Below are 18,754 nucleotides of genomic sequence, written 5' to 3'. Positions count from 1 at the left end.
CTTATTCCTCCGCGGCGCTGGCGCGCAGGCGGTTAATACGGTTTTCGCTCCACTGCTTGAGCAGCAGGATGAAGAGCGCCAGGATCAGCAACAGGCTCGCCACGGCGAACGCGGCCACGTGGTTATATTCGTTGTAGAGAATCTCGACGTGCAGCGGCAAGGTGTTGGTCACCCCGCGAATGTGCCCGGATACCACCGACACCGCGCCGAACTCACCCATGGCCCGCGCGGTACACAGCACCACGCCATAGATCAGGCCCCATTTGATATTCGGCACGGTGACGTGCCAGAACATCTGCCAGCCATTGGCGCCAAGCAAACGCGCGGCCTCTTCCTCCTGGGTGCCTTGTTCCTGCATCAGCGGGATCAACTCACGGGCCACGAACGGCACGGTGACGAAAATCGTCGCCAGCACAATGCCCGGCAAGGCGAAGACGATCTGGATGTCGTGATCCTGCAACCATGGGCCGAACAAGCCCTGGGCGCCGAACATCAGCACGTAGACCAGACCTGCGATCACCGGCGACACCGAGAACGGCAAGTCGATCAGGGTCACCAGCATGCTCTTGCCGCGGAACGAGTATTTGCTCACGCACCACGCCGCGCTGACACCGAACACCAGGTTCAGCGGCACCGAAATCAACACCGCAATCACCGTGAGTTTCAGGGCCGACAACGCGTCCGGCTCAAAGATCGCGGTGAAGAACGCCCCCAGGCCCAGCTTCAGGCCCTGGGACACCACGATGAACAGCGGCAGTAACAGAAACAGCGCAAAAATCAGCCAGCCGAGGCCAATGAGGATTCGCCGCGAAACAGCACTGCCACGGCGGGCGGCGTTCGAGGAGGCCGCTGCAATAGACGATTGGGACATTTTTCGCGCCTCCTTATGGGGTTTCGATGCGCCGCTGCAACAAGTTGATCAGCAGCAACAGGACAAAGGAAACCACCAGCATCAGTACACCAATGGAGGTGGCGCCGGTGTAATCGTACTGGTCGAGTTTGACCATGATCAGCAGCGGCAGAATTTCGGTTTTCATTGGCATGTTGCCAGCGATGAAAATCACCGAACCGTACTCGCCGACTCCACGGGCAAAGGCCAAAGCGAAACCGGTCAGCCAGGCTGGGAGCAGCGCCGGCATCAGAATATGGCGGAAAACCTGCAACGGATTTGCCCCCAGGCACGCCGCCGCCTCCTCCACTTCACGGGGGATATCGGCCAGTACAGGCTGTACCGTACGTACTACGAATGGAAGTGTTACAAAAGTCAGCGCCAGGGTGATGCCGAGGGGGGTATACGCGATCTTGAAACCCAGGTCCGCCGCGAACTGACCCACCAGGCCGGTGGGGGTGTACAGCGCGGTCAACGCGATACCGGCCACGGCAGTGGGCAATGCGAAGGGCAGATCGATCATCGCATCGATGACTTTGCGCCCGGGGAAGGTGTAGCGCACCAGCACCCAGGCCAGCAGCGTGCCGATCACGCCGTTGATGATCGCGGCGTACAACGCGGTGCCGAAGCTCAGCTTCAACGCGGCCAGCACCCGAGGTGCCGAGATGATTGCCCAGAACTGGTCCCAGGTCAGTTGAGCGGCATGCACGAACATCGCCGCCAGTGGAATGAGCACAATCAGGCTGAGGTACACCAAGGTGTAGCCCAGCGTCAGCCCGAAGCCGGGTATGACGGGGGAGATACGACGCGACATAAAAGTCCTTGGTTGAGAACGCACTAAGCCCCGACGGTGAAGTCGGGGCCCGTTGGCATCTATTTCAGGTTACTGCGCCTGGTAGATCTGGTCGAACACGCCACCGTCATTGAAGAATTTCGGCTGGGCGGTTTTCCAGCCGCCGAAGTCCTTGTCGATGGTCACCAGTTCCAGGGTCGGGAACTGTTTGGCGTACTTGGCGGCTACGTCCTTGTCACGTGGACGATAGAAGTTTTTCGCCGCAATTTCCTGGCCGGCCGGGCTGTACAGGTGCTTGAGGTACGCTTCGGCGATTTCGGTATTGCCCTTCTTCTCGGCGTTCTTGTCGACCACAGCCACCGGTGGCTCGGCAAGGATCGACAGCGAAGGCACGACGATGTCGAACTTGTCGGCGCCGCCGTCTTCTTTCAAGGCCAGGAAAGCTTCGTTTTCCCAGGCCAGCAACACGTCGCCCTGGCCGTTGTTGACGAAGGTGATGGTCGAACCGCGAGCACCGGTGTCCAGCACAGGCACGTGCTTGAACAGGGTCTGTACGTACTCTTTGGCCTTGGCTTCGTTACCGCCATTGGCTTTCAGGCCATAGGCCCAGGCCGCGAGGAAGTTCCAGCGTGCACCGCCGGAGGTTTTCGGGTTCGGGGTGATGACCTCCACGCCGTTTTTGGTCAGGTCACCCCAGTCCTTGATGCCTTTCGGGTTGCCCTTGCGCACCAGGAACACGATGGTCGAGGTGTAAGGCGTGCTCGCTTCCGGCAGACGCTTCTGCCAGTCAGCCGGCAGGCTCTTGCCGAGCTTGGCGATTTCATCGATGTCGCCGGCCAGGGCCAGGGTCACCACGTCGGCCCGCAGACCGTCGATCACCGCCCGGCCCTGCTTGCCTGAGCCACCGTGGGACTGCTGGATCTTCACGTTGTCGCTAGCGTGGTCTTTCTTCCAGAAGTTGATGAACTCGGCGTTGTAGTCCTGATACAGCTCACGGGTCGGGTCATACGACACGTTGAGCAGTTCGTAATCCTTGGCAACCGCGGAACCAGCAAAAAGGGCACTGGCCAGGGCGGCCAACGCAAAATGGCGAATCGACGACATGGTGAAAGCTCCTGGAATTCTTGGTGTGGTGGCTTTTTCTTATGGTCTGGAACGGGTTGCCTGACTCAAGGATCGAAGCCTTCGACGCTCCCGCAGGAGCCGCCGAAGGCTGCGAACTTTTGATCTTTGCTTCAGCTCGACTTGTTGCCCGGATGCTGCAAACGGAATTTCTCTTTGCGTTCGATCTGTACCACCTGGGCGTTGTGCACGGTAATTTCCACCGCGCCAAAGCGCAGATCGCGCAAGGCGCTCTGGATCTCGCGCAAAATGGTGGCTTCGTCCTGCCCGTCAACACTGCGTAGGGATGCGCTCATGGTGCTGCTCCTTTAATGAGATATGCCTGGCAGTGGCGGGCACTGCGTACGGCGTGAGAGCAATAGTAGATAGGCGCAGATATTCTTAAAAAGACTATTTAAGAATGTTTATATAACCAGAATGCATTATTTGATGGGACAAGGGATTGCGGGGGATCTACTATTTTCAGGGCCACACAAAACCCTGTGGCGAGGGGGCTTGTCGGAACGCCGCACCGCCCCGTTCGGCTGCGTAGCAGACGCAAAGATTTGGGGCCGCTACGCGCCCCAACGGGGGCAAGCCCCCTCGCCACAAGAAGCAGCTCAGGCACTCATCCAATCAGCGGCGCCCGAACCCAATCCAAGGAAGCCGCCAGTACAGGTCGCCCAAACCAGTACCCCTGCCCCAGATCGCAATCGTGCTCGAGCAGGAAAGCCGCCTGCTCGACCTGCTCGATCCCCTCGGCATGCACTTGCATCCCCATGCTTTGCGCCAAGGCAACGATCACCCGAGCGATTGCCGCGTCGTCCTCATCACCCGGCAAGCCTGCAACGAATCCCTGATCGATCTTGAGTTTTTGCACCGGTAAACGCTTGAGTCGCAGCAACGACGAATAGCCCGTGCCGAAGTCATCGATGGCCAGCCGCACGCCTAACTCACGCAAGCGATGCATCTGCTCCAGCGCCACTTCCGGATCCTCCATCACCGCGCTTTCGGTGACTTCAAGCTCCAGATACACCGGATCCAGCCCGGTGTCGTGCAGCACCTGAGCCACCTGCTGGTACAACTCACGGCGAGCGAACAGGCGCGATGAAACGTTCACCGCAACAAACGACAACACCACGCCCGCGGCTTGCCACTGGCACATTTGCTGACAGGCCTGGCGCATGACCCAGGCATCGATCTCGGCAATCAACCCGGTGCGTTCGGCAATGGGGATGAACTCAGCCGGTGACACCAGTCCGCGCTGTGGATGCTCCCAGCGCACCAGGGCTTCGACGCCGATCAGACGGCTGGTCTTGAGGTCGTGCACAGGTTGGTAATAAACCCGCAACTCCTGCTGTTCCAGTGCTCGGCGCAACTCGAACGCAATCTCCACGCGTTGCTGGGCATGTGCGGTCAACTCTTCGGTATAGAGGGCATAACCGTCTCGGCCCGCGCTCTTGGCCTTGAACAGCGCCGAGTCGGCGTTGCGCAACAATTGCTCGGCACTCAAGGCATCACTGGGGAACAGGCTGATGCCGACACTGGCGTTGATGAACAACGAATGCCCGTCGATCTGGAACGGCTCCTTGAGCCCATCGACGACCTGCTGAGCCAACGCTGCGGCGTGCCCCGGTTGCGGGCAATTTTCAGCCAATACCGCGAATTCGTCGCCACTGAGCCGCGCCAGGGTGATGCCCGGGCCGAACAAGGTGTTCAGACGCTCAGCCACGCCCTTGAGCAGTTGGTCACCGACGCTGTGGCCAAGGCTGTCGTTGATCAATTTGAAGTGATCGAGGTCGATCATCAGCAACGCACAACCGCGCTTATGGGCCTGAGCCGAGGCCACGGCCTGCCCGGCACGGTCGGTAAACAGCAGGCGATTGGGCAGATCGGTCAGCGGATCGTGGTGGGCCAGGTGCGTCAGTTCATGCTCGGAGTTCTTGATCGCACTGATGTCGGAAAACACCGCAACGTACTGGCTGAGCCGCCCCTGATCGTCATGAACGAGGCGGATCGTCTGCCATTGCGGGTAAATCTCGCCGCTTTTGCGACGATTCCAGATTTCCCCGCTCCACTCGCCGAGGCTGTCGAGTGTCGCGAACATCGACTGGTAGAAACCCGGCGGGTGATGGCCCGACTTGAACATGCTCGGTCGTTGACCCAGCACTTCCTCACACTGGTAGCCGGTGATTTCCATGAACGCCCGGTTCACATGGACGATCAGCCCTTTGTTATTGGTGACCAGCACCCCTTCGCGGGTGCAATCGAACACCGCGGCCGCCTGTCGCAAACGCTCCCGGTCGGCATTACGTTCACGCAATTTGGCGCCGACGCCCAGGCAGCGAAACAAACGTGCACGCGCGATGAAAATCAGCCCGGCACTGAAGGCAACCCAGGCATAACCGTTGATCAGTTGCCAGCGCAGCAGGTCGGTGGAGTTATCGAAGAAACTGTTCAATAAATAACCACTGAACTGAAGCCAGACTACGGAAAGCACCAGGTAAAGTAGCGCTGCACGCAAGGCATCGCGATATGTGGCTGACATTCGAGCGTCCATGTCCCTACAAAAAAGGCTGGAATTATAGAATAAAGAAACATCCCGCCACTCTTATCTGAAAGGGCGACTGGTTTTATCTGTGGGCTAAGTGATAATGCGACGGCTGTTTTTTTCTTTATCGAGGGTCCTATAGGCTATGTGGTACGAAGGTTTTCTTGGCTTATCGCCCTGGTCACTGGTGGCAGTCACCCTGCTGATGACCCACGTCACAATCGTCGGCGTCACGGTCTATCTGCATCGCTATTCAGCCCATCGCTCGCTTGAGCTCAATGCCGGCCTGAAACATTTCTTCCGCTTCTGGCTGTGGTTGACCACGGCGCAGAACACCCGCGAGTGGACCGCTATCCACCGCAAGCATCACGCCAAATGCGAAACCGTCGATGACCCGCACAGCCCGGTCATCAAGGGCTTGTCCACCGTTCTGCGCAAAGGTGCCGAGCTGTACCGCGCCGAAGCGGAAAACCCCGAGACCCTGCGCATCTACGGCAAGAACTGCCCCGAAGACTGGATCGAGCGCAACCTCTACAGCCGCTTCCCGCTGCTGGGCGTGGCGATCATGGGCGTCATCGACCTGCTGCTGTTCGGCACCATCGGCATCACCATCTGGGCCATCCAGATGATGTGGATCCCGGTCTGGGCCGCCGGCGTGGTCAATGGCCTGGGCCATGCCATCGGCTACCGCAACTTCGAATGCCGCGATGCGGCGACCAATCTGGTGCCCTGGGGCATCCTGATCGGCGGCGAAGAACTGCATAACAACCATCACACCTACCCTAACTCGGCCAAACTGTCGGTGAAGAAGTGGGAATTCGACCTCGGCTGGGCCTGGATCCAGGTCTTCAGCTTCCTGCGCCTGGCCAAGGTTCAGCGGGTTGCGCCGATCGCCCACCGTGTCGAAGGCAAAGGCAACCTGGACATGGACACCGCCATGGCGATCCTCAACAACCGCTTCCAGATCATGGCCCAATACCGCAAGCTGGTGATCGCGCCGCTGGTCAAGCAAGAGCTGGAAAAGGTCGATCACTCGGTCCGCCACCAGTTCCACCGGGCCAAACGCCTGCTCTCGCGGGAAACCAGCCTGCTGGACGACAAGCACCACCTGCGCATCCAGACCATGCTCGAGCACAGCCAGGCGCTGAAGGTAATTTACGAGAAACGCCTGGCCTTGCAGCAGATCTGGGTCAAGACCAGCTCAAATGGTCACGACATGCTGGCCGCCATCAAGGATTGGGTACACGAGGCCGAGGCCAGCGGGATTCAATCCCTGCGCGACTTCGCCGACCAACTGAAAACCTACTCCCTGCGCCCCGCCACTGCCTGACCCTGAATCAAGGGCACCGTGGCGAGGGAGCTTGCTACCGCTCGGCTGCGCAGCAGCCGCAATACCTGACGACGCGTTTTAACTGAAAAAACGCGTCGCCAATACCACCCGGCGGGAGCAAGCTCCCTCGCCACGAAAAGCGGGAACTTCGCCCCAAATCTCCTATCTCAAAGACACTTCGCCACCCCGGCGGGCTTTGTGTTGGCCGCTGTCGAAATAGCGGCACGCCCTTTGAGACTTGTGCCGATGGTCAATAAAAACCTACAAGACACATCCCTTCCGCAGTGGCCCGAGGCCGCGCAAACGCTGATGGCGCTGATGCATGCGCAGGGCGAAGTGGCGCGCCTGAGCGAACGCGAACAGCTGTTCAGCTCGCTGCTGGTCAGCGTCAACGCCGTGCTTTGGGCATTCAACTGGGAAACCCGTCAGGTCCTCTACGTCAGCCCGGCCTATGACCGGATCTTCGGCCGCCCCGCCGGCCTGTTGCTGTCCGACTACAACCACTGGCGCGACAGTGTTTATCCCGACGATCTGGACTACGCCGAGCGCAGCCTGGCGCAAGTGCTGGTCAACGGCGCCGTTGAAGACCGCGAATACCGCATCATCGCCGCCGACGGCCAGGTGCGCTGGCTCAGCGACAAGTGCTTCATCAACCGTCAGGCCGAGCCGGGCCAGCCAGTGATCATCGTCGGCATTGCCGAAGACATCACCGAAAAGAAGCAGATGGAAACCGAGCTCCACCGCCTGGCCACCACCGACGTACTGACCCAAAGCAGCAACCGCCGACACTTCTTCGAATGTGCCAATCACGAATTCGAGCAGGCACGCCAGCAAGGCAAGCCGCTGGCCTTCCTGCTACTGGACATCGATGACTTTAAAGTGATCAACGACACCTACGGCCATCCGGAAGGCGACAAGGTGCTGCAACGCATCGCTGAGAGCGGTCGCGCGGCCCTGCGGCGTGGTGATCTGTTCGGGCGGATCGGCGGTGAGGAGTTCGCCGCGGTGTTCCCCGGATGTGCACCGGACATGGCCATGCAAGTGGCCGAGCGCCTGCAACGGGAGATTCAACGGTTGAGTTTCAGCCATGACGACCAGACGTTCGGCATCACCGTCAGCCAGGGCCTGACCAGCCTCACGCCCGAGGATGAAAACCTCGACAGCCTGTTCGCCCGCGCCGATGCGGCGATGTACCAGGCCAAGCGCCAGGGCAAGAACCGGATAATCTCCAGCTAAGAACTGTCTGGCGCTGAAGCCACCTGTGGCGAGGGGGCTTGCCCCCGTTGGGCTGCGAAGCAGTCCTGAATTCTGCAACCTCGCTCTGTCAGGAATACCGCGCTCTCTGGTTTCACGGCTGCTGCGCAACCGAACGGGGGCAAGCCCCCTCGCCACAGAGCCTCGCTCCTACAAGATTGGCGTCTGGCTTATTTTTTGCGCAAGCGCATCAGCTCCGGCAATCCGATCTTGAGCAACCGCGCCGTGCGGCTCTTGGCCAATGCCTCGATCCCCTCATGCTCGGTCAGGCGCGCCAGTTGCGCGGCCATGTTCATCACCAGCGCTTCGCGGGAGTAGACCCCGCCACCGAGCTGATAAACCGCCGCAATCAGCTCACGCAGCTCCAGCGGCAGGCGCCAACGGGTACGCAGCGCCGAACCGTAGGCCGCGCCGAATTCAGCCAAGGCATCGCCGACTTCCTCCCATTCATCCAGCTCACCACCGGCCTGCTTCCACTCCTGCAAACAGCGCAGCAACGCCAAGTCGCCGAGGCGATGCAGCATGCCTGCGCAATAGCAACGCTCCTGATCCAGATCCAGCAAGCGTGCCAGCGTTCGCGCGTATTCAGCAGTGTGCAGGGACAGTTCCCAATAGCGCTCGGCATAGTCCGCCAGTTGCGGATCGCTGAGCCGGGCACTGCGCTTGAGGGCGAGGCCCAGAATCAGGTTCATGCTTTGCCCGGTGCCCAAGCGATGCAGCGCCTGCGACAGGGTTTGCACGGCGGCGCCATGATGCTGGGCCGCGCTGTTGGCGGCAGCGATCAGCACGGCGGTGACTTGCGGATCGGTGCGGATTTCGTCTTCAAGCCGCGTCAGATCGAGGCCATCGGGATTGAGGCTACGCTTGATCGCCACCTGCACATCGGTCATCAGCGGCGCACCCTCTGCCAGTTCACGCCGTCGCTCCAGGTACACCGACAAGCTCATGCCCGGCGCCAGTGAGGGCACTTCGCAAGACACCTCTTCACCAGCATTCAGCAGCAAATCCTGCAGGCGCTGGGTCAGGTTTTCCATGTTCAGGGGTTTGGTCAGGTACGCCGTGGGCGCCAGGGGCAAGGCTTCACGCACGCTGGCACTGTCGTTGCGGCTGCTCATCAGAATGAACGGCAACGGCGGATTACGTTTGCGCTGACGAACGCTACGCAACACATTCAGGCCATCGACGCCGGGCAACTCCCAGTCGACGATCACCAGGTCATAAGGATTTTCCGCCAACAGCTGCAGCGTTTCCTGGCCATCGGCACACAGGTCCAGCCGCGCATCGCAGCGCACATTCAACAACACCTGCTTGAGCAGGTCGCGGGACCAAGGGTCCGCCTCGGCAATCAACACTCGCGGTACAGCGGGTAACACCACAGCAGTCATCTGCACACTCCAACGGCAATGCTTGCACCTTAGTCAATGCTGGCCATTCGATACAGCCCAATTGCCCCTGATGTGTTTCAAGGGGCATAAAAAAACCCGCCGAAGCGGGTTTTTTGTCGATCAGTTCACAAACGGATCAGAGCTCGGCGAAGCACTCTTCGATGATCGCCAGGCCTTTGTCCAGTTGCTCGTCCGGCGCGGTCAGCGGTACCAGCACGCGCAGAACGTTGCCGTAGGTGCCGCACGACAGCAGGATCAGGCCCTTGTCGCGAGCCTTGGCCACAACGGCGGCTACAGCAGCCGGGTTCGGCTTGTGGCTGTCGCCGTTTTCGAACAGCTCGACAGCGATCATCGCACCCAGGGCACGCACGTCGCCGATCACCGGGTATTTGGCCTGAATGGCTTTCAGGCCAGTCACCAGACGCTCGCCAACCGCTTTGCAACGGTCCAGCAGGTGCTCTTCTTCGAACACTTCCATCACGGCCAGGGCCGCGGCGCAAGCGATCGGGCTACCGGCGTAAGTGCCGCCCAGGCCGCCTGGAGCGATGGCGTCCATGTATTCGGCCTTGCCGCACACACCGGCCAGCGGGAAGCCGCCTGCGATGGATTTGGCGAAGGTGGTCAGGTCGGCGGCGACGCCCATCTGTTCCATGGCGAAGAAGGTGCCGGTACGGCCAGCGCCCGTTTGCACTTCGTCAGCGATCAACAGAATGCCGTGCTGGTCGCACAGGGCGCGCAGACGCTTCATGAACTCTTTAGGCGCGACGTAGAAACCGCCTTCACCCTGAACCGGCTCGATGATGATCGCAGCGATGTCACGCGGCTCGGCGTCGTTCTTGAAGATGCGCTCGATGCTGGCGATCGAATCGTCGATGCTCACACCGTGCAGTTCGTTCGGGTACAGCGCGCGGAAGATGCCGCCTGGCATCAGGCCCATGCCGGCCGAGTAAGGCACGACTTTACCGGTCAGGCCCAGGGTCATCATGGTGCGACCGTGGTAAGCGCCGGTGAACGCGATCACGCCGGCACGGCCAGTGGCGGCGCGGGCGATCTTGATGGAGTTTTCCACAGCTTCGGAGCCGGTGGTCACCAGCAGGGTTTTCTTGGCGAAATCACCTGGCACCTTGGCGTTGATTTTTTCGCACACCTCCACGTATGGCTCGTAGGCCAGCACCTGGAAGCAGGTGTGGGTCAGCTTGTTCAGCTGCGCAGTCACGGCGGCGATGACTTTCGGGTGCAAGTGACCGGTGTTCAGCACGGCGATACCGCCGGCGAAGTCGATGAACTCACGACCTTCAACGTCGGTCACGGTGGCGTTCTTCGCGTGGTCGGCGAAGATCGGGTGAATCTGGCCAACACCACGGGGTACGGCAGCGGTACGGCGGGCCATCAACTCAGCGTTAGTCTTGCTCATACATTCCTCATTCGCCGCTCATCGGTCGGCGTGGTTCAAGGATTAAGCGGCGGGGAAGCAACTACGGCAGCATGCGATGATCGACTGCCACAGCGTTCCCGGCCACAGAGAAAATTCCGTTTGAAGCGCGCAAAGGGACAGCGCTCTCGTGCCCTTTGCGTTTGAAGCAATGCCTTGCCGGGCCTATCCCTTCGGGCTTAGATGCCCAGGCAGAGGTATTTGATTTCCAGGTAGTCTTCGATGCCGTACTTGGAGCCTTCACGGCCCAGGCCCGACGCCTTGATGCCGCCGAACGGCGCGACTTCGTTGGAGATCAACCCGGTGTTGACGCCGACCATGCCGTATTCCAGGGCTTCAGCCACACGGAACACACGGCCCAGGTCACGCGCATAGAAGTACGAGGCCAGGCCGAACTCGGTGTCGTTGGACATCGCAATCACGTCGGCTTCGTCTTTGAAACGGAACAGTGGCGCCAACGGACCGAAGGTTTCTTCCTTGGCCACGGCCGCGTTGTTCGGCACGTTGGTCAGGATGGTCGGCTCGAAGAAGTTGCCTTGCATGCTCTTGCCACCCGCCAGCACGGTGGCGCCTTTGCCGACGGCGTCAGCAATGTGCTCTTGAACCTTGGCCACGGCTTTTTCGTCGATCAGCGGGCCAGTGGTGGTGCCGTCTTCCAGACCGTTGCCGATCTTGAGTTTGGCCACGGCCACTTTCAGTTTTTCGGCGAACGCGTCGTACACCGAATCCTGAATGTACAGGCGGTTGGCGCAGACGCAGGTCTGGCCGTTGTTGCGGTATTTGGAAATGATCGCGCCTTCGACAGCCTTATCCAGATCCGCGTCGTCGAACACGATGAACGGCGCGTTGCCGCCCAGTTCCAGCGAGACTTTCTTGATGTCCTTGGCGCACTCGGTCATCAGCTGACGCCCGATTTCGGTCGAACCGGTGAACGACAGTTTGCGCACGATCGGGTTGCCGGTCAGCTCGCTGCCGATGTCGCCGGCGCTGCCGGTCACCACACTGAACACGCCGTTCGGAATACCGGCACGCTGGGCCAGTTCAGCCAGGGCAAATGCAGAGAACGGAGTTTGCGAAGCAGGCTTGAGCACCATGGTGCAACCGGCGGCCAGGGCCGGGCCGGCTTTACGGGTGATCATCGCGGCCGGGAAGTTCCACGGAGTAATCGCAGCGGTCACGCCGATCGGCTGCTTGATCACGATCAGGCGCTTGTCTGGCTGGTGGCCCGGAATCACGTCACCGTAGACGCGCTTGGCTTCTTCAGCGAACCATTCGATAAAGGAAGCGGCGTAAACGATCTCGCCCTTGGCTTCGGCCAATGGCTTGCCTTGTTCCAGGGTCATCAGGCGAGCCAGATCGTCCTGGTTCTCGATGATCAGCTCGAACCAGCGACGCAGCTTGTTCGCGCGCTCCTTGGCGGTCAGTCCACGCCAGGCCGGCAGCGCTTTATCAGCAGCTTCAATCGCACGGCGGGTTTCGGCAGCGCCCATTTTCGGCACAGTGCCCAGAATTTCGCCCGTTGCCGGGTTATTGACCTTGATCGTCTGACCGTTGTCCGCATCGACCCAAGCGCCATCGATAAAGGCTTGCTGGCGGAACAACTGGGTGTCTTTAAGCTGCATGTCGGCTTTCCTTAACAGCACCGCGGCCAGCGCGGAGCGAATTATGATTGTAGAAAGGCGCCTTATAGGCTGCCGTCAGGGAAATCATTCACCGGGCTGAAGCACATAAATAGCGCACTGATCGAACTCGTGCGGTTCAGCACCCAGACAAGAGCGTTTGAAATCTCAAACGAATCCTAGGATCAAAGGGGGTAAAGGACAATAGGCTGTTCGAAAAAAAGAACGAAAACGCCGCATTTGCTTATTTTTTCTGATCAACGTAGCAAACGCAGGTTACGCTTTGGAAAAACGCAGGCGATTCAGCGGCATGGACGCCCGCAGCGCATATGAGTATCATGGCGCCCGCATTGCACCAGTAGCTCAGCTGGATAGAGTACTGCCCTCCGAAGGCAGGGGTCGTGGGTTCGAATCCCGCCTGGTGCACCAAATTTATGTTTCAAGCAGCATTTCTGTGTGCCAGAAACATTTCAGAAGCCCGCCTCGTGCGGGTTTTTTTATTTTCGTCGGTTCACTTGTCCTACAAAGGTCGAGCGTAATTCCTCGGTGATTTACAGAATCGACGCCCCTCTTTATAGAGAGCGTTCATAAGCTAAGCTCGTACAATAAATCTTGAGACTAGCTATGGGCGATCTGGCAGAATCGGCGCTTGCTGGGAGACCAGCAATCCCTCAGAACGTCCAATAGTTCCCAGAGCGGACAGAGATTCATTGAAATGACCTTGCTAACCAAAATTCTTGATGGAAATCAGCAGTCGGCTCTAGCCAAGCTATTCTCCGCGGCAGTGGTTCGAGAACTCGCCCAAAAAGGAAGGTCACCTTTATTTGCTCGTCTAATAAATGAGCACCTCGTAGTCAAAACCTCAAGTCTCACAGAGCCAATCAGTGCGATATTCGAGAGTGCATTCACACTTTTAACGAAAAAAGACTACCGACACGAATACGCGTACAAGTCAGCGATTACAAGAAAATTATTACTAGGTCGACACTCCCTAAAAACCGCCTCTATGGTTACGGAGTTCCGAGTTGGAAGTTCTAAGGCCGACGCAGCGATTTTCAATGGAACGTCCACAGCATATGAAATCAAGTCAGAGCGCGACAATCTAGGACGATTAAACACTCAATTAGACTCTTATAAAAAATTCTTCTCAAAGGTCTATGTCATCACTGGCGAAAATCACCTTAGCGAAGTTATCGACACTACCCCGCAAGATATTGGCGTACTCGTTCTAAACAAACGATTCGGCATAACGACAATCCGAGAGGTTTCGGACTCGCCTAGCAGAGTATCTACGGAAGCAATATTCGACTCAATTCAACTCCAAGAATCTCTTGACATTCTGAAGCACTTCGACATCACGCCGCCGAAACTTCCAAACACAGAAATACGTTCGGCAATACGAGAAATTTTTAAAACATTAGACCCTGCCGCGACTCATCACTATATGGTACAAACGCTTCGACGAACACGAAGCTCGTTGCACCTAACAAATCTATTATCGTCAACTCCAAAATCACTGCAAGCCGCAATATTGTCTACACCGCTGAAAACCAAAGAGCAAAAGGTACTGCTGGAAGCAATAAACACAAAAACAAAGGAGGCCCTGAACTGGGCAAAATAATATGTATCATCCTTATTTTCGCGGAAAACAGTTCGACCTGCTCACAATAAAAGAGTCTGCAGAAATACTCGCTAAAAGTGGGTTCATATCAATTATTGAACCGGTCCGCGAATCTCTAAGCGGGTTAAAAAGATCTATTGAGGCTTTATCTAACGCTGGAGCAATAGCCGCACTGATTGTTAACCCGAACTATGGAGATCATACTGACAGCGCTGAAGCGATTAAAAAATTTGTACACGAAGAGCTAGATACCCACACAAACATTTCCGTCGGAATATTACTTACCAGCACAATCAACACAACCGAAGCACTCTCTATTACCAGCGAATTCCCGAACCGACCTTTATACTTTATACACTCAGGATTCTCCGAACCAAAAGCATTAGCAGAGTCGACGGGGAGTTTGAATAGAGATATCAAACACGTATTCCTTGAAAGTCATTGTGGAAAACTATATCAAAAGCATTTCACAGACTACCAACGAGTTCTATTGCGAGATGGCTTTAAGCGTCAGGCTAATCGTAAATATCCTGATGTAGAGCCATTCTCAGATTTACATGCGACATTCAATGACGAGGGAATGAACGGATTTGGAGACTTTTTGATTGTAGGAGACGAGTATTCGGAGTCTGGTGGACCCGCATACGCGGTGGCTATTCATCTAACATTCATTGATCCAGACATGGACGATGCGATGTACACCTACCACTTCAAATCTGATCGACAAGACACCCCGACTGATCCTGCCGGAAAATTTTATGAGGCATTGGTCAAATTAGTAGCAGCCGTAAAAGAGCCAAACTCAAAAATCCTCAGGACATCCGCAGTTGAAGAGTTTTTGGGGTTATATGATCGAAAGCACTTCCCTGGCTTGGGGTATATTAAAAAGCTTTCGATGAAGCATCACATTGAAGTTCTTGCTAATTATCTCGGATGACTTATCGTGAGAAAATGCTGCTCGAACTGCTTTTGCGACGCCCACCTAGAAACCATAATAACTGAAATATCTGCTTTAACCGATCAATGCTCATTTTGCGGAATGCAAAATATGCCATTGGTGAGCCCAATTCAACTAAGAGAGTATTTCGAACTACTCTCCGGCATCTACACTCAATCAGAGGATGGGAAAACGCTAGGAGAGTGGTTTAAAGCAGATTGGAATCTATTTGAGAGCCTAGATCTCGCGAACACTAAAGATTTACTTTCCGACATATTTGAAGACGGTAATTTACCTAGATCTTTGTTTTCGCCATCAAGTAGATGCGATTCGGACAACCTCAACAAATGGGAGTTTTTACGAAAAGAACTCATGGAAGAAAACAGATTTTTCCCTAAAGGAGCTATCGACTCAGAAAGAATCACATATTTACTTTCGCAACTGATATACAAAGCGGCTCTTCCTGCAAAATGGTATCGTGCTAGAATTCAGGAAACTGACGAAGCATTCCCACTTGAAAAAATGGGGCCACCACCGAAAGACAAAGCAACGCATGGACGAGCAAATCCCGTAGGCATACCATATTTATATATGGCATCGAATATCGAAACCGCAATTACCGAAATTCGTCCACACACCGGTGAATATGTGACAGTAGCGGAGTTCGAGCTCATAGAAGAGCTTAAACTTGCAGATCTTAGAAACCCAAGACGCTCAGTTACACCATTCCCCTGCACCGACGAGATCGAAATTGCGTCATTAAGAGGGGATATTGATTTTTTAGCTAAGCTAGGTGAAGAGCTTACTCGGCCAGTTTTACCAAGATCTGCTGCTGTGGATTACATTCCGAGCCAGTATCTTTGTGAACTTATAAAAAACAATGGCTACGACGGAGTAATCTACAAAAGCTCAGTAGGCAACGAAATCAACATCGCTTTGTTTTATCCAGCTAAAGCTAGAGGAATCCAAACCATTCCACACCGGGTTCTACAGGTCTCGGTGAACGCACAGCCTCGCTAAATATTACTATTAGCGGAAGGGTTGAAGTTAATCTTATAAACTTCAATCCTTCAATAAATCCGCCGCCTCGGCTATCGCCCTCGGGTGAACTTGGTGATCTGTCCCCTATGGCTTGGTAGATCGCTGGAGCTCCGATAGACAATTCAAAAATGGATACGAGGCAAAGATTCCTCCAGATTTCGTTAGTGGCTGGGTTTTAAAGTTGGTTGACCGAGTTGTTTTTTCACTATCAGCAACACAATGACCGTTACCAGGGTGGCATGGAGCGCTTACATGAATTTGAGGCCTCCTATCTTGCGCGGGTCTGATTTTCCACTTAGTAAATCGGAATGGGCCTGTGTTAGGGAAAATAAGAAAACGCTGAAATGCCCTATTATTCTTGATGCGGTCACTTAATTCCCCTGAACACTCCCTCCTAACAGGGGGGAGTGTTCACAGATCAACAGCTAAGGCGTTGTAAATTTCGTATTGAAGGTCTCAGAAATCAGACGCTTCAAGTTAATAACTACGATAGTTTGGCTATAGGTTCCACCATCTAAATTCTCTATCCCGGATATCTCCCATTCAAAATCATTTCCGGCGACTTTGTTGATAGTTCCGAAACAAGTAAAAGAATCCGAAACCTTTTCCCCATCCTTAACATCAATGTCCCAAGCCACAATAAAATCAACAACCGCTAGAGCATGATTAAATGGACCAGAGTTATTGAATTCATACTTATACTCAATCGAACATACATTTTTTTCAGACAAGGGCGCCGGGGTATCCTCCGTACGCATCCCTAAACTATCAATGCCTTGCGTCGAAAAAGTTAACACTCTACGCCAAAATTTTTCCATCCCGATTTTTTTTGGTAGAAAAGATGAAAGTTGCGAGTACAGTATACCAACTAAATACTCTTCACCTGGACGGGGCGATAGAAATAAATGCTCTTTTCCGTTAGAGTCAGTCAAGCGAAAACGTTCTCGAGTTTTAATTTCTTCTTTCGCCTTCTCTAAATACTCAATTTGTTCGTTCAAGAGAATTTCTGAGCTTTCCCTACGCAGCCTATTTAAAAGCTCAGAAAAAGTTTTATCTGAACTTTTTTGCGCGTCGAGAAATTTTCTTATTTCTTGCAAAAAATCCGAATCATTTAAAGTATCGTAAGCTTTTTTACTCAAAGAGTTCCGATTGGTTACTAAATCAAAGTCGCCATCAACTATGATTGTATAATGACTAGCACTATCACCTTCAGATAAAACTTTGTACTCATCAATGAGAGCAAGCAGCTCAGGGTACTTACATATCTTTATCCCTTTAACCGAGACAAAAAGACCTCTTTGATCACTTAGTTTTATCCCCGAGTTGGTGCGCCCTTTCCGAGCAAGTGTCGTATACTCATCGTGTGCACGTCTATTGCCATCGATAGCTAAAATTATTGAAAACTTATTAGAGCCAACATTGAATTTTTTTGCTGCCCGACTATAAAACCGCCCGTCTCTTAAGCGTGCAATTTGAGCAGGACTTTTTAGACTTAGATCAGGATTCCCTCTCTCTAAATACGGATAACCAAATGGAACTTGGAACTCAACACCTGCAGAGTAGATGATGAGATCAGCAGGCTTCAATCCCGCTGATACCTGAGTTCTATGGCTCGCAGTGAACCCCTGCTTATCCGTAATATATCTTGCATCTCCATGCTTTGTATAATACCTAATGTAGTTTGTAACATACGACAATGCAGGATCATCACCCACCGAAAAGTATTTATTATAACCTTCAGTCTCCAGACTATCGATCATAATCAAAGTAGCAGAATTTGAAGTTGGCTTAGAAAGCCTGGACTTCAAATACTCCACAGACCCCGCAGTATCTGCAGACGCCCCAGAGAAAAAATTACTCAACACATTATCTATCTCATCTGTTTTTTCTGGCGAGATATCAAAAGTGGTATCTAAATTACTACGTGGATTTTCAACAATCTTATAATGCCAACTACCTTTTCTCCAGTCACTTGTCGACGCAACTAAAATTCGACTACTAGCAAAACAAAGTTTAGAGCCTTGACATTTGTACCCAATTGCATCCCCTTGTTTTTTGGTAGACTTTCCAATAGAAAAAAAAGCTTCCCATGGCGTTATACCATGCACTTCAGTTTCAACATCAAGACCTGACCCATCATCAAAAAAGACTAACCCATTCCTATCTTTTACGGGTATGTACAATATGTTTTTTGCTTGAGCATCGTACGAGTTTGAAATCAACTCCCTCAAAACCTCGCAAGGATCATTCCTATTAACTGACAACTCACCAAGTACATGCCTAAATTCTATCTGAGGGCGCATCTCAACTTCCTTTTAACTAAATAATTAAACACCTGAGACTTTTATCTACTTTATTCACTGGGGTTACGGCGTACCAGGCATTAACGCCCCTCATATTTCTCGCTTATCTCCAGCGCGTCAAGTCAACATAAATATTTTTTCAAAAATATCAGAAAAATACTTCACGTTGAACAGGAGAACAGGAGAACAGTTGTAAGTTTTCAGCTTCCCTCCTTCGTTTCCGAGCTTAAACCTTTCTGCACTTTCGGCTTTGATGGGGGTGTTCCACAGCGTCTTACCGCTTCAGGTATTTTGTGACGGTGGGTGCGGCCTCAAGGAAACTAATACAGCCCTCTGCCCCCCAGCTAATCCGCACTAACATATTGATAAATTTCGAATTTAAGGAACTCGAAGGCAAAGTCATAGGTTCGAATCCCACCCGGTGCACCATACTTAGAAACGAGAAAGCCGCAGATTTTAGGATCTATGGCTGTTTTGTGCCCATCCTTCATGCCTCAG

14 protein-coding genes and 1 tRNA gene are annotated in these 18,754 nt (G+C 54.3%); 6 read left to right on the top strand and 9 right to left on the bottom strand.

Translation table 11 applies throughout. The annotated features are described in order from the left end of the window. Position 1: 1 nt before the first annotated feature. From cysW to dibA, 5 genes are all read right to left on the bottom strand, one after another. Positions 2 to 871: a sulfate ABC transporter permease subunit CysW gene (gene cysW, locus PSH69_RS00965; protein ID WP_305410765.1), complete on the bottom strand. Its 870-nt coding sequence runs from the start codon at positions 869 to 871 to the stop codon at positions 2 to 4. Positions 872 to 884: 13 nt separating this feature from the next. Further along, positions 885 to 1,703 carry a sulfate ABC transporter permease subunit CysT gene (gene cysT, locus PSH69_RS00960; protein WP_018929362.1) on the bottom strand — a complete coding sequence of 273 codons (819 nt, stop codon included), beginning with the start codon at positions 1,701 to 1,703 and terminating at the stop codon, positions 885 to 887. A 69-nt stretch (positions 1,704 to 1,772) separates the two neighbouring features. Next, positions 1,773 to 2,786 carry a sulfate ABC transporter substrate-binding protein gene (locus tag PSH69_RS00955; RefSeq protein WP_305410764.1) on the bottom strand — a complete coding sequence of 338 codons (1,014 nt, stop codon included), beginning with the start codon at positions 2,784 to 2,786 and terminating at the stop codon, positions 1,773 to 1,775. A gap of 131 nt (positions 2,787 to 2,917) precedes the next feature. After that, positions 2,918 to 3,100: a sulfur starvation response protein OscA gene (gene oscA / locus PSH69_RS00950; protein WP_018929364.1), complete on the bottom strand. Its 183-nt coding sequence runs from the start codon at positions 3,098 to 3,100 to the stop codon at positions 2,918 to 2,920. A gap of 311 nt (positions 3,101 to 3,411) precedes the next feature. After that, complete coding sequence (gene dibA, locus PSH69_RS00945) at positions 3,412 to 5,331, bottom strand: phosphodiesterase DibA (RefSeq protein ID WP_305410763.1); 1,920 nt, start codon at positions 5,329 to 5,331, stop codon at positions 3,412 to 3,414. A 148-nt stretch (positions 5,332 to 5,479) separates the two neighbouring features. Here dibA and desA point away from each other — a divergent pair, with 148 nt between their 5' ends. Together desA and PSH69_RS00935 are read left to right on the top strand one after the other, a co-directional pair. Then, complete coding sequence (desA, locus tag PSH69_RS00940; protein WP_018929366.1) at positions 5,480 to 6,664, top strand: delta-9 fatty acid desaturase DesA; 1,185 nt, start codon at positions 5,480 to 5,482, stop codon at positions 6,662 to 6,664. A gap of 246 nt (positions 6,665 to 6,910) precedes the next feature. Next, positions 6,911 to 7,900 (top strand): sensor domain-containing diguanylate cyclase, encoded by a 990-nt coding sequence (locus PSH69_RS00935; protein ID WP_019651547.1) that lies wholly within the window; start codon positions 6,911 to 6,913, stop codon positions 7,898 to 7,900. A 188-nt stretch (positions 7,901 to 8,088) separates the two neighbouring features. On the opposite strand, the gene PSH69_RS00930 is transcribed toward PSH69_RS00935, so the two are convergent. The 3 genes from PSH69_RS00930 to gabD all read right to left on the bottom strand — a co-directional run bounded on the left by PSH69_RS00930 (position 8,089) and on the right by gabD (position 12,357). Further along, a complete protein-coding gene (locus PSH69_RS00930; protein WP_305410761.1) occupies positions 8,089 to 9,303 on the bottom strand; it encodes a response regulator in 1,215 nt (404 codons plus the stop codon). 136 nt (positions 9,304 to 9,439) lie between these two features. Further along, positions 9,440 to 10,717: a 4-aminobutyrate--2-oxoglutarate transaminase gene (gene gabT / locus PSH69_RS00925; RefSeq protein WP_018929369.1), complete on the bottom strand. Its 1,278-nt coding sequence runs from the start codon at positions 10,715 to 10,717 to the stop codon at positions 9,440 to 9,442. A gap of 197 nt (positions 10,718 to 10,914) precedes the next feature. Beyond that, entirely contained in the window at positions 10,915 to 12,357 is a 1,443-nt protein-coding gene (gabD, locus tag PSH69_RS00920) for an NADP-dependent succinate-semialdehyde dehydrogenase (RefSeq protein WP_008068633.1), read from the bottom strand. Positions 12,358 to 12,706: 349 nt separating this feature from the next. On the opposite strand from gabD, the gene PSH69_RS00915 reads away from it, so the two are divergent. The 4 genes from PSH69_RS00915 (at position 12,707) to PSH69_RS00900 (ending at position 15,932) form a co-directional block, all read left to right on the top strand. Then, a tRNA-Arg gene (locus tag PSH69_RS00915) sits at positions 12,707 to 12,783 on the top strand. Positions 12,784 to 13,069: 286 nt separating this feature from the next. Further along, the gene (locus PSH69_RS00910) at positions 13,070 to 13,975 is read left to right on the top strand and encodes a sce7726 family protein (RefSeq protein WP_305410760.1); all 906 of its coding nucleotides are present in this window, start codon (positions 13,070 to 13,072) and stop codon (positions 13,973 to 13,975) included. Between the two features lies 1 nt (position 13,976). Further along, a complete protein-coding gene (locus PSH69_RS00905) occupies positions 13,977 to 14,912 on the top strand; it encodes a sce7725 family protein (RefSeq protein WP_305410759.1) in 936 nt (311 codons plus the stop codon). A gap of 111 nt (positions 14,913 to 15,023) precedes the next feature. Beyond that, positions 15,024 to 15,932 carry an RES family NAD+ phosphorylase gene (locus tag PSH69_RS00900; protein WP_305410758.1) on the top strand — a complete coding sequence of 303 codons (909 nt, stop codon included), beginning with the start codon at positions 15,024 to 15,026 and terminating at the stop codon, positions 15,930 to 15,932. A 446-nt stretch (positions 15,933 to 16,378) separates the two neighbouring features. Here the strand turns inward: PSH69_RS00900 and PSH69_RS00895 are convergent, their stop codons facing one another. Beyond that, positions 16,379 to 18,256, bottom strand: a complete 1,878-nt coding sequence (locus tag PSH69_RS00895) for a hypothetical protein (RefSeq protein ID WP_305410757.1) — start codon at positions 18,254 to 18,256, stop codon at positions 16,379 to 16,381. Positions 18,257 to 18,754: the final 498 nt, after the last annotated feature.

The organism is Pseudomonas sp. FP1740 (assembly GCF_030687165.1).
Taxonomy (GTDB): domain Bacteria; phylum Pseudomonadota; class Gammaproteobacteria; order Pseudomonadales; family Pseudomonadaceae; genus Aquipseudomonas.
Note: the sequence above shows the minus strand (reverse complement) of the source record. Positions and strands in the feature narration are given on the sequence as shown.

Excerpts from the sequence above, each read along its gene's own strand:
- cysW (WP_305410765.1), bottom strand. The coding sequence starts at position 871 with ATGTCCCAATCGTCTATTGCAGCGGCCTCCTCGAACGCCGCCCGCCGT.
- cysT (WP_018929362.1), bottom strand. The coding sequence starts at position 1,703 with ATGTCGCGTCGTATCTCCCCCGTCATACCCGGCTTCGGGCTGACGCTG.
- PSH69_RS00955 (WP_305410764.1), bottom strand. The coding sequence starts at position 2,786 with ATGTCGTCGATTCGCCATTTTGCGTTGGCCGCCCTGGCCAGTGCCCTT.
- oscA (WP_018929364.1), bottom strand. The coding sequence starts at position 3,100 with ATGAGCGCATCCCTACGCAGTGTTGACGGGCAGGACGAAGCCACCATT.
- dibA (WP_305410763.1), bottom strand. The coding sequence starts at position 5,331 with ATGTCAGCCACATATCGCGATGCCTTGCGTGCAGCGCTACTTTACCTG.
- desA (WP_018929366.1), top strand. The coding sequence starts at position 5,480 with ATGTGGTACGAAGGTTTTCTTGGCTTATCGCCCTGGTCACTGGTGGCA.
- PSH69_RS00935 (WP_019651547.1), top strand. The coding sequence starts at position 6,911 with ATGGTCAATAAAAACCTACAAGACACATCCCTTCCGCAGTGGCCCGAG.
- PSH69_RS00930 (WP_305410761.1), bottom strand. The coding sequence starts at position 9,303 with ATGACTGCTGTGGTGTTACCCGCTGTACCGCGAGTGTTGATTGCCGAG.
- gabT (WP_018929369.1), bottom strand. The coding sequence starts at position 10,717 with ATGAGCAAGACTAACGCTGAGTTGATGGCCCGCCGTACCGCTGCCGTA.
- gabD (WP_008068633.1), bottom strand. The coding sequence starts at position 12,357 with ATGCAGCTTAAAGACACCCAGTTGTTCCGCCAGCAAGCCTTTATCGAT.
- PSH69_RS00910 (WP_305410760.1), top strand. The coding sequence starts at position 13,070 with ATGACCTTGCTAACCAAAATTCTTGATGGAAATCAGCAGTCGGCTCTA.
- PSH69_RS00905 (WP_305410759.1), top strand. The coding sequence starts at position 13,977 with ATGTATCATCCTTATTTTCGCGGAAAACAGTTCGACCTGCTCACAATA.
- PSH69_RS00900 (WP_305410758.1), top strand. The coding sequence starts at position 15,024 with ATGCCATTGGTGAGCCCAATTCAACTAAGAGAGTATTTCGAACTACTC.
- PSH69_RS00895 (WP_305410757.1), bottom strand. The coding sequence starts at position 18,256 with ATGCGCCCTCAGATAGAATTTAGGCATGTACTTGGTGAGTTGTCAGTT.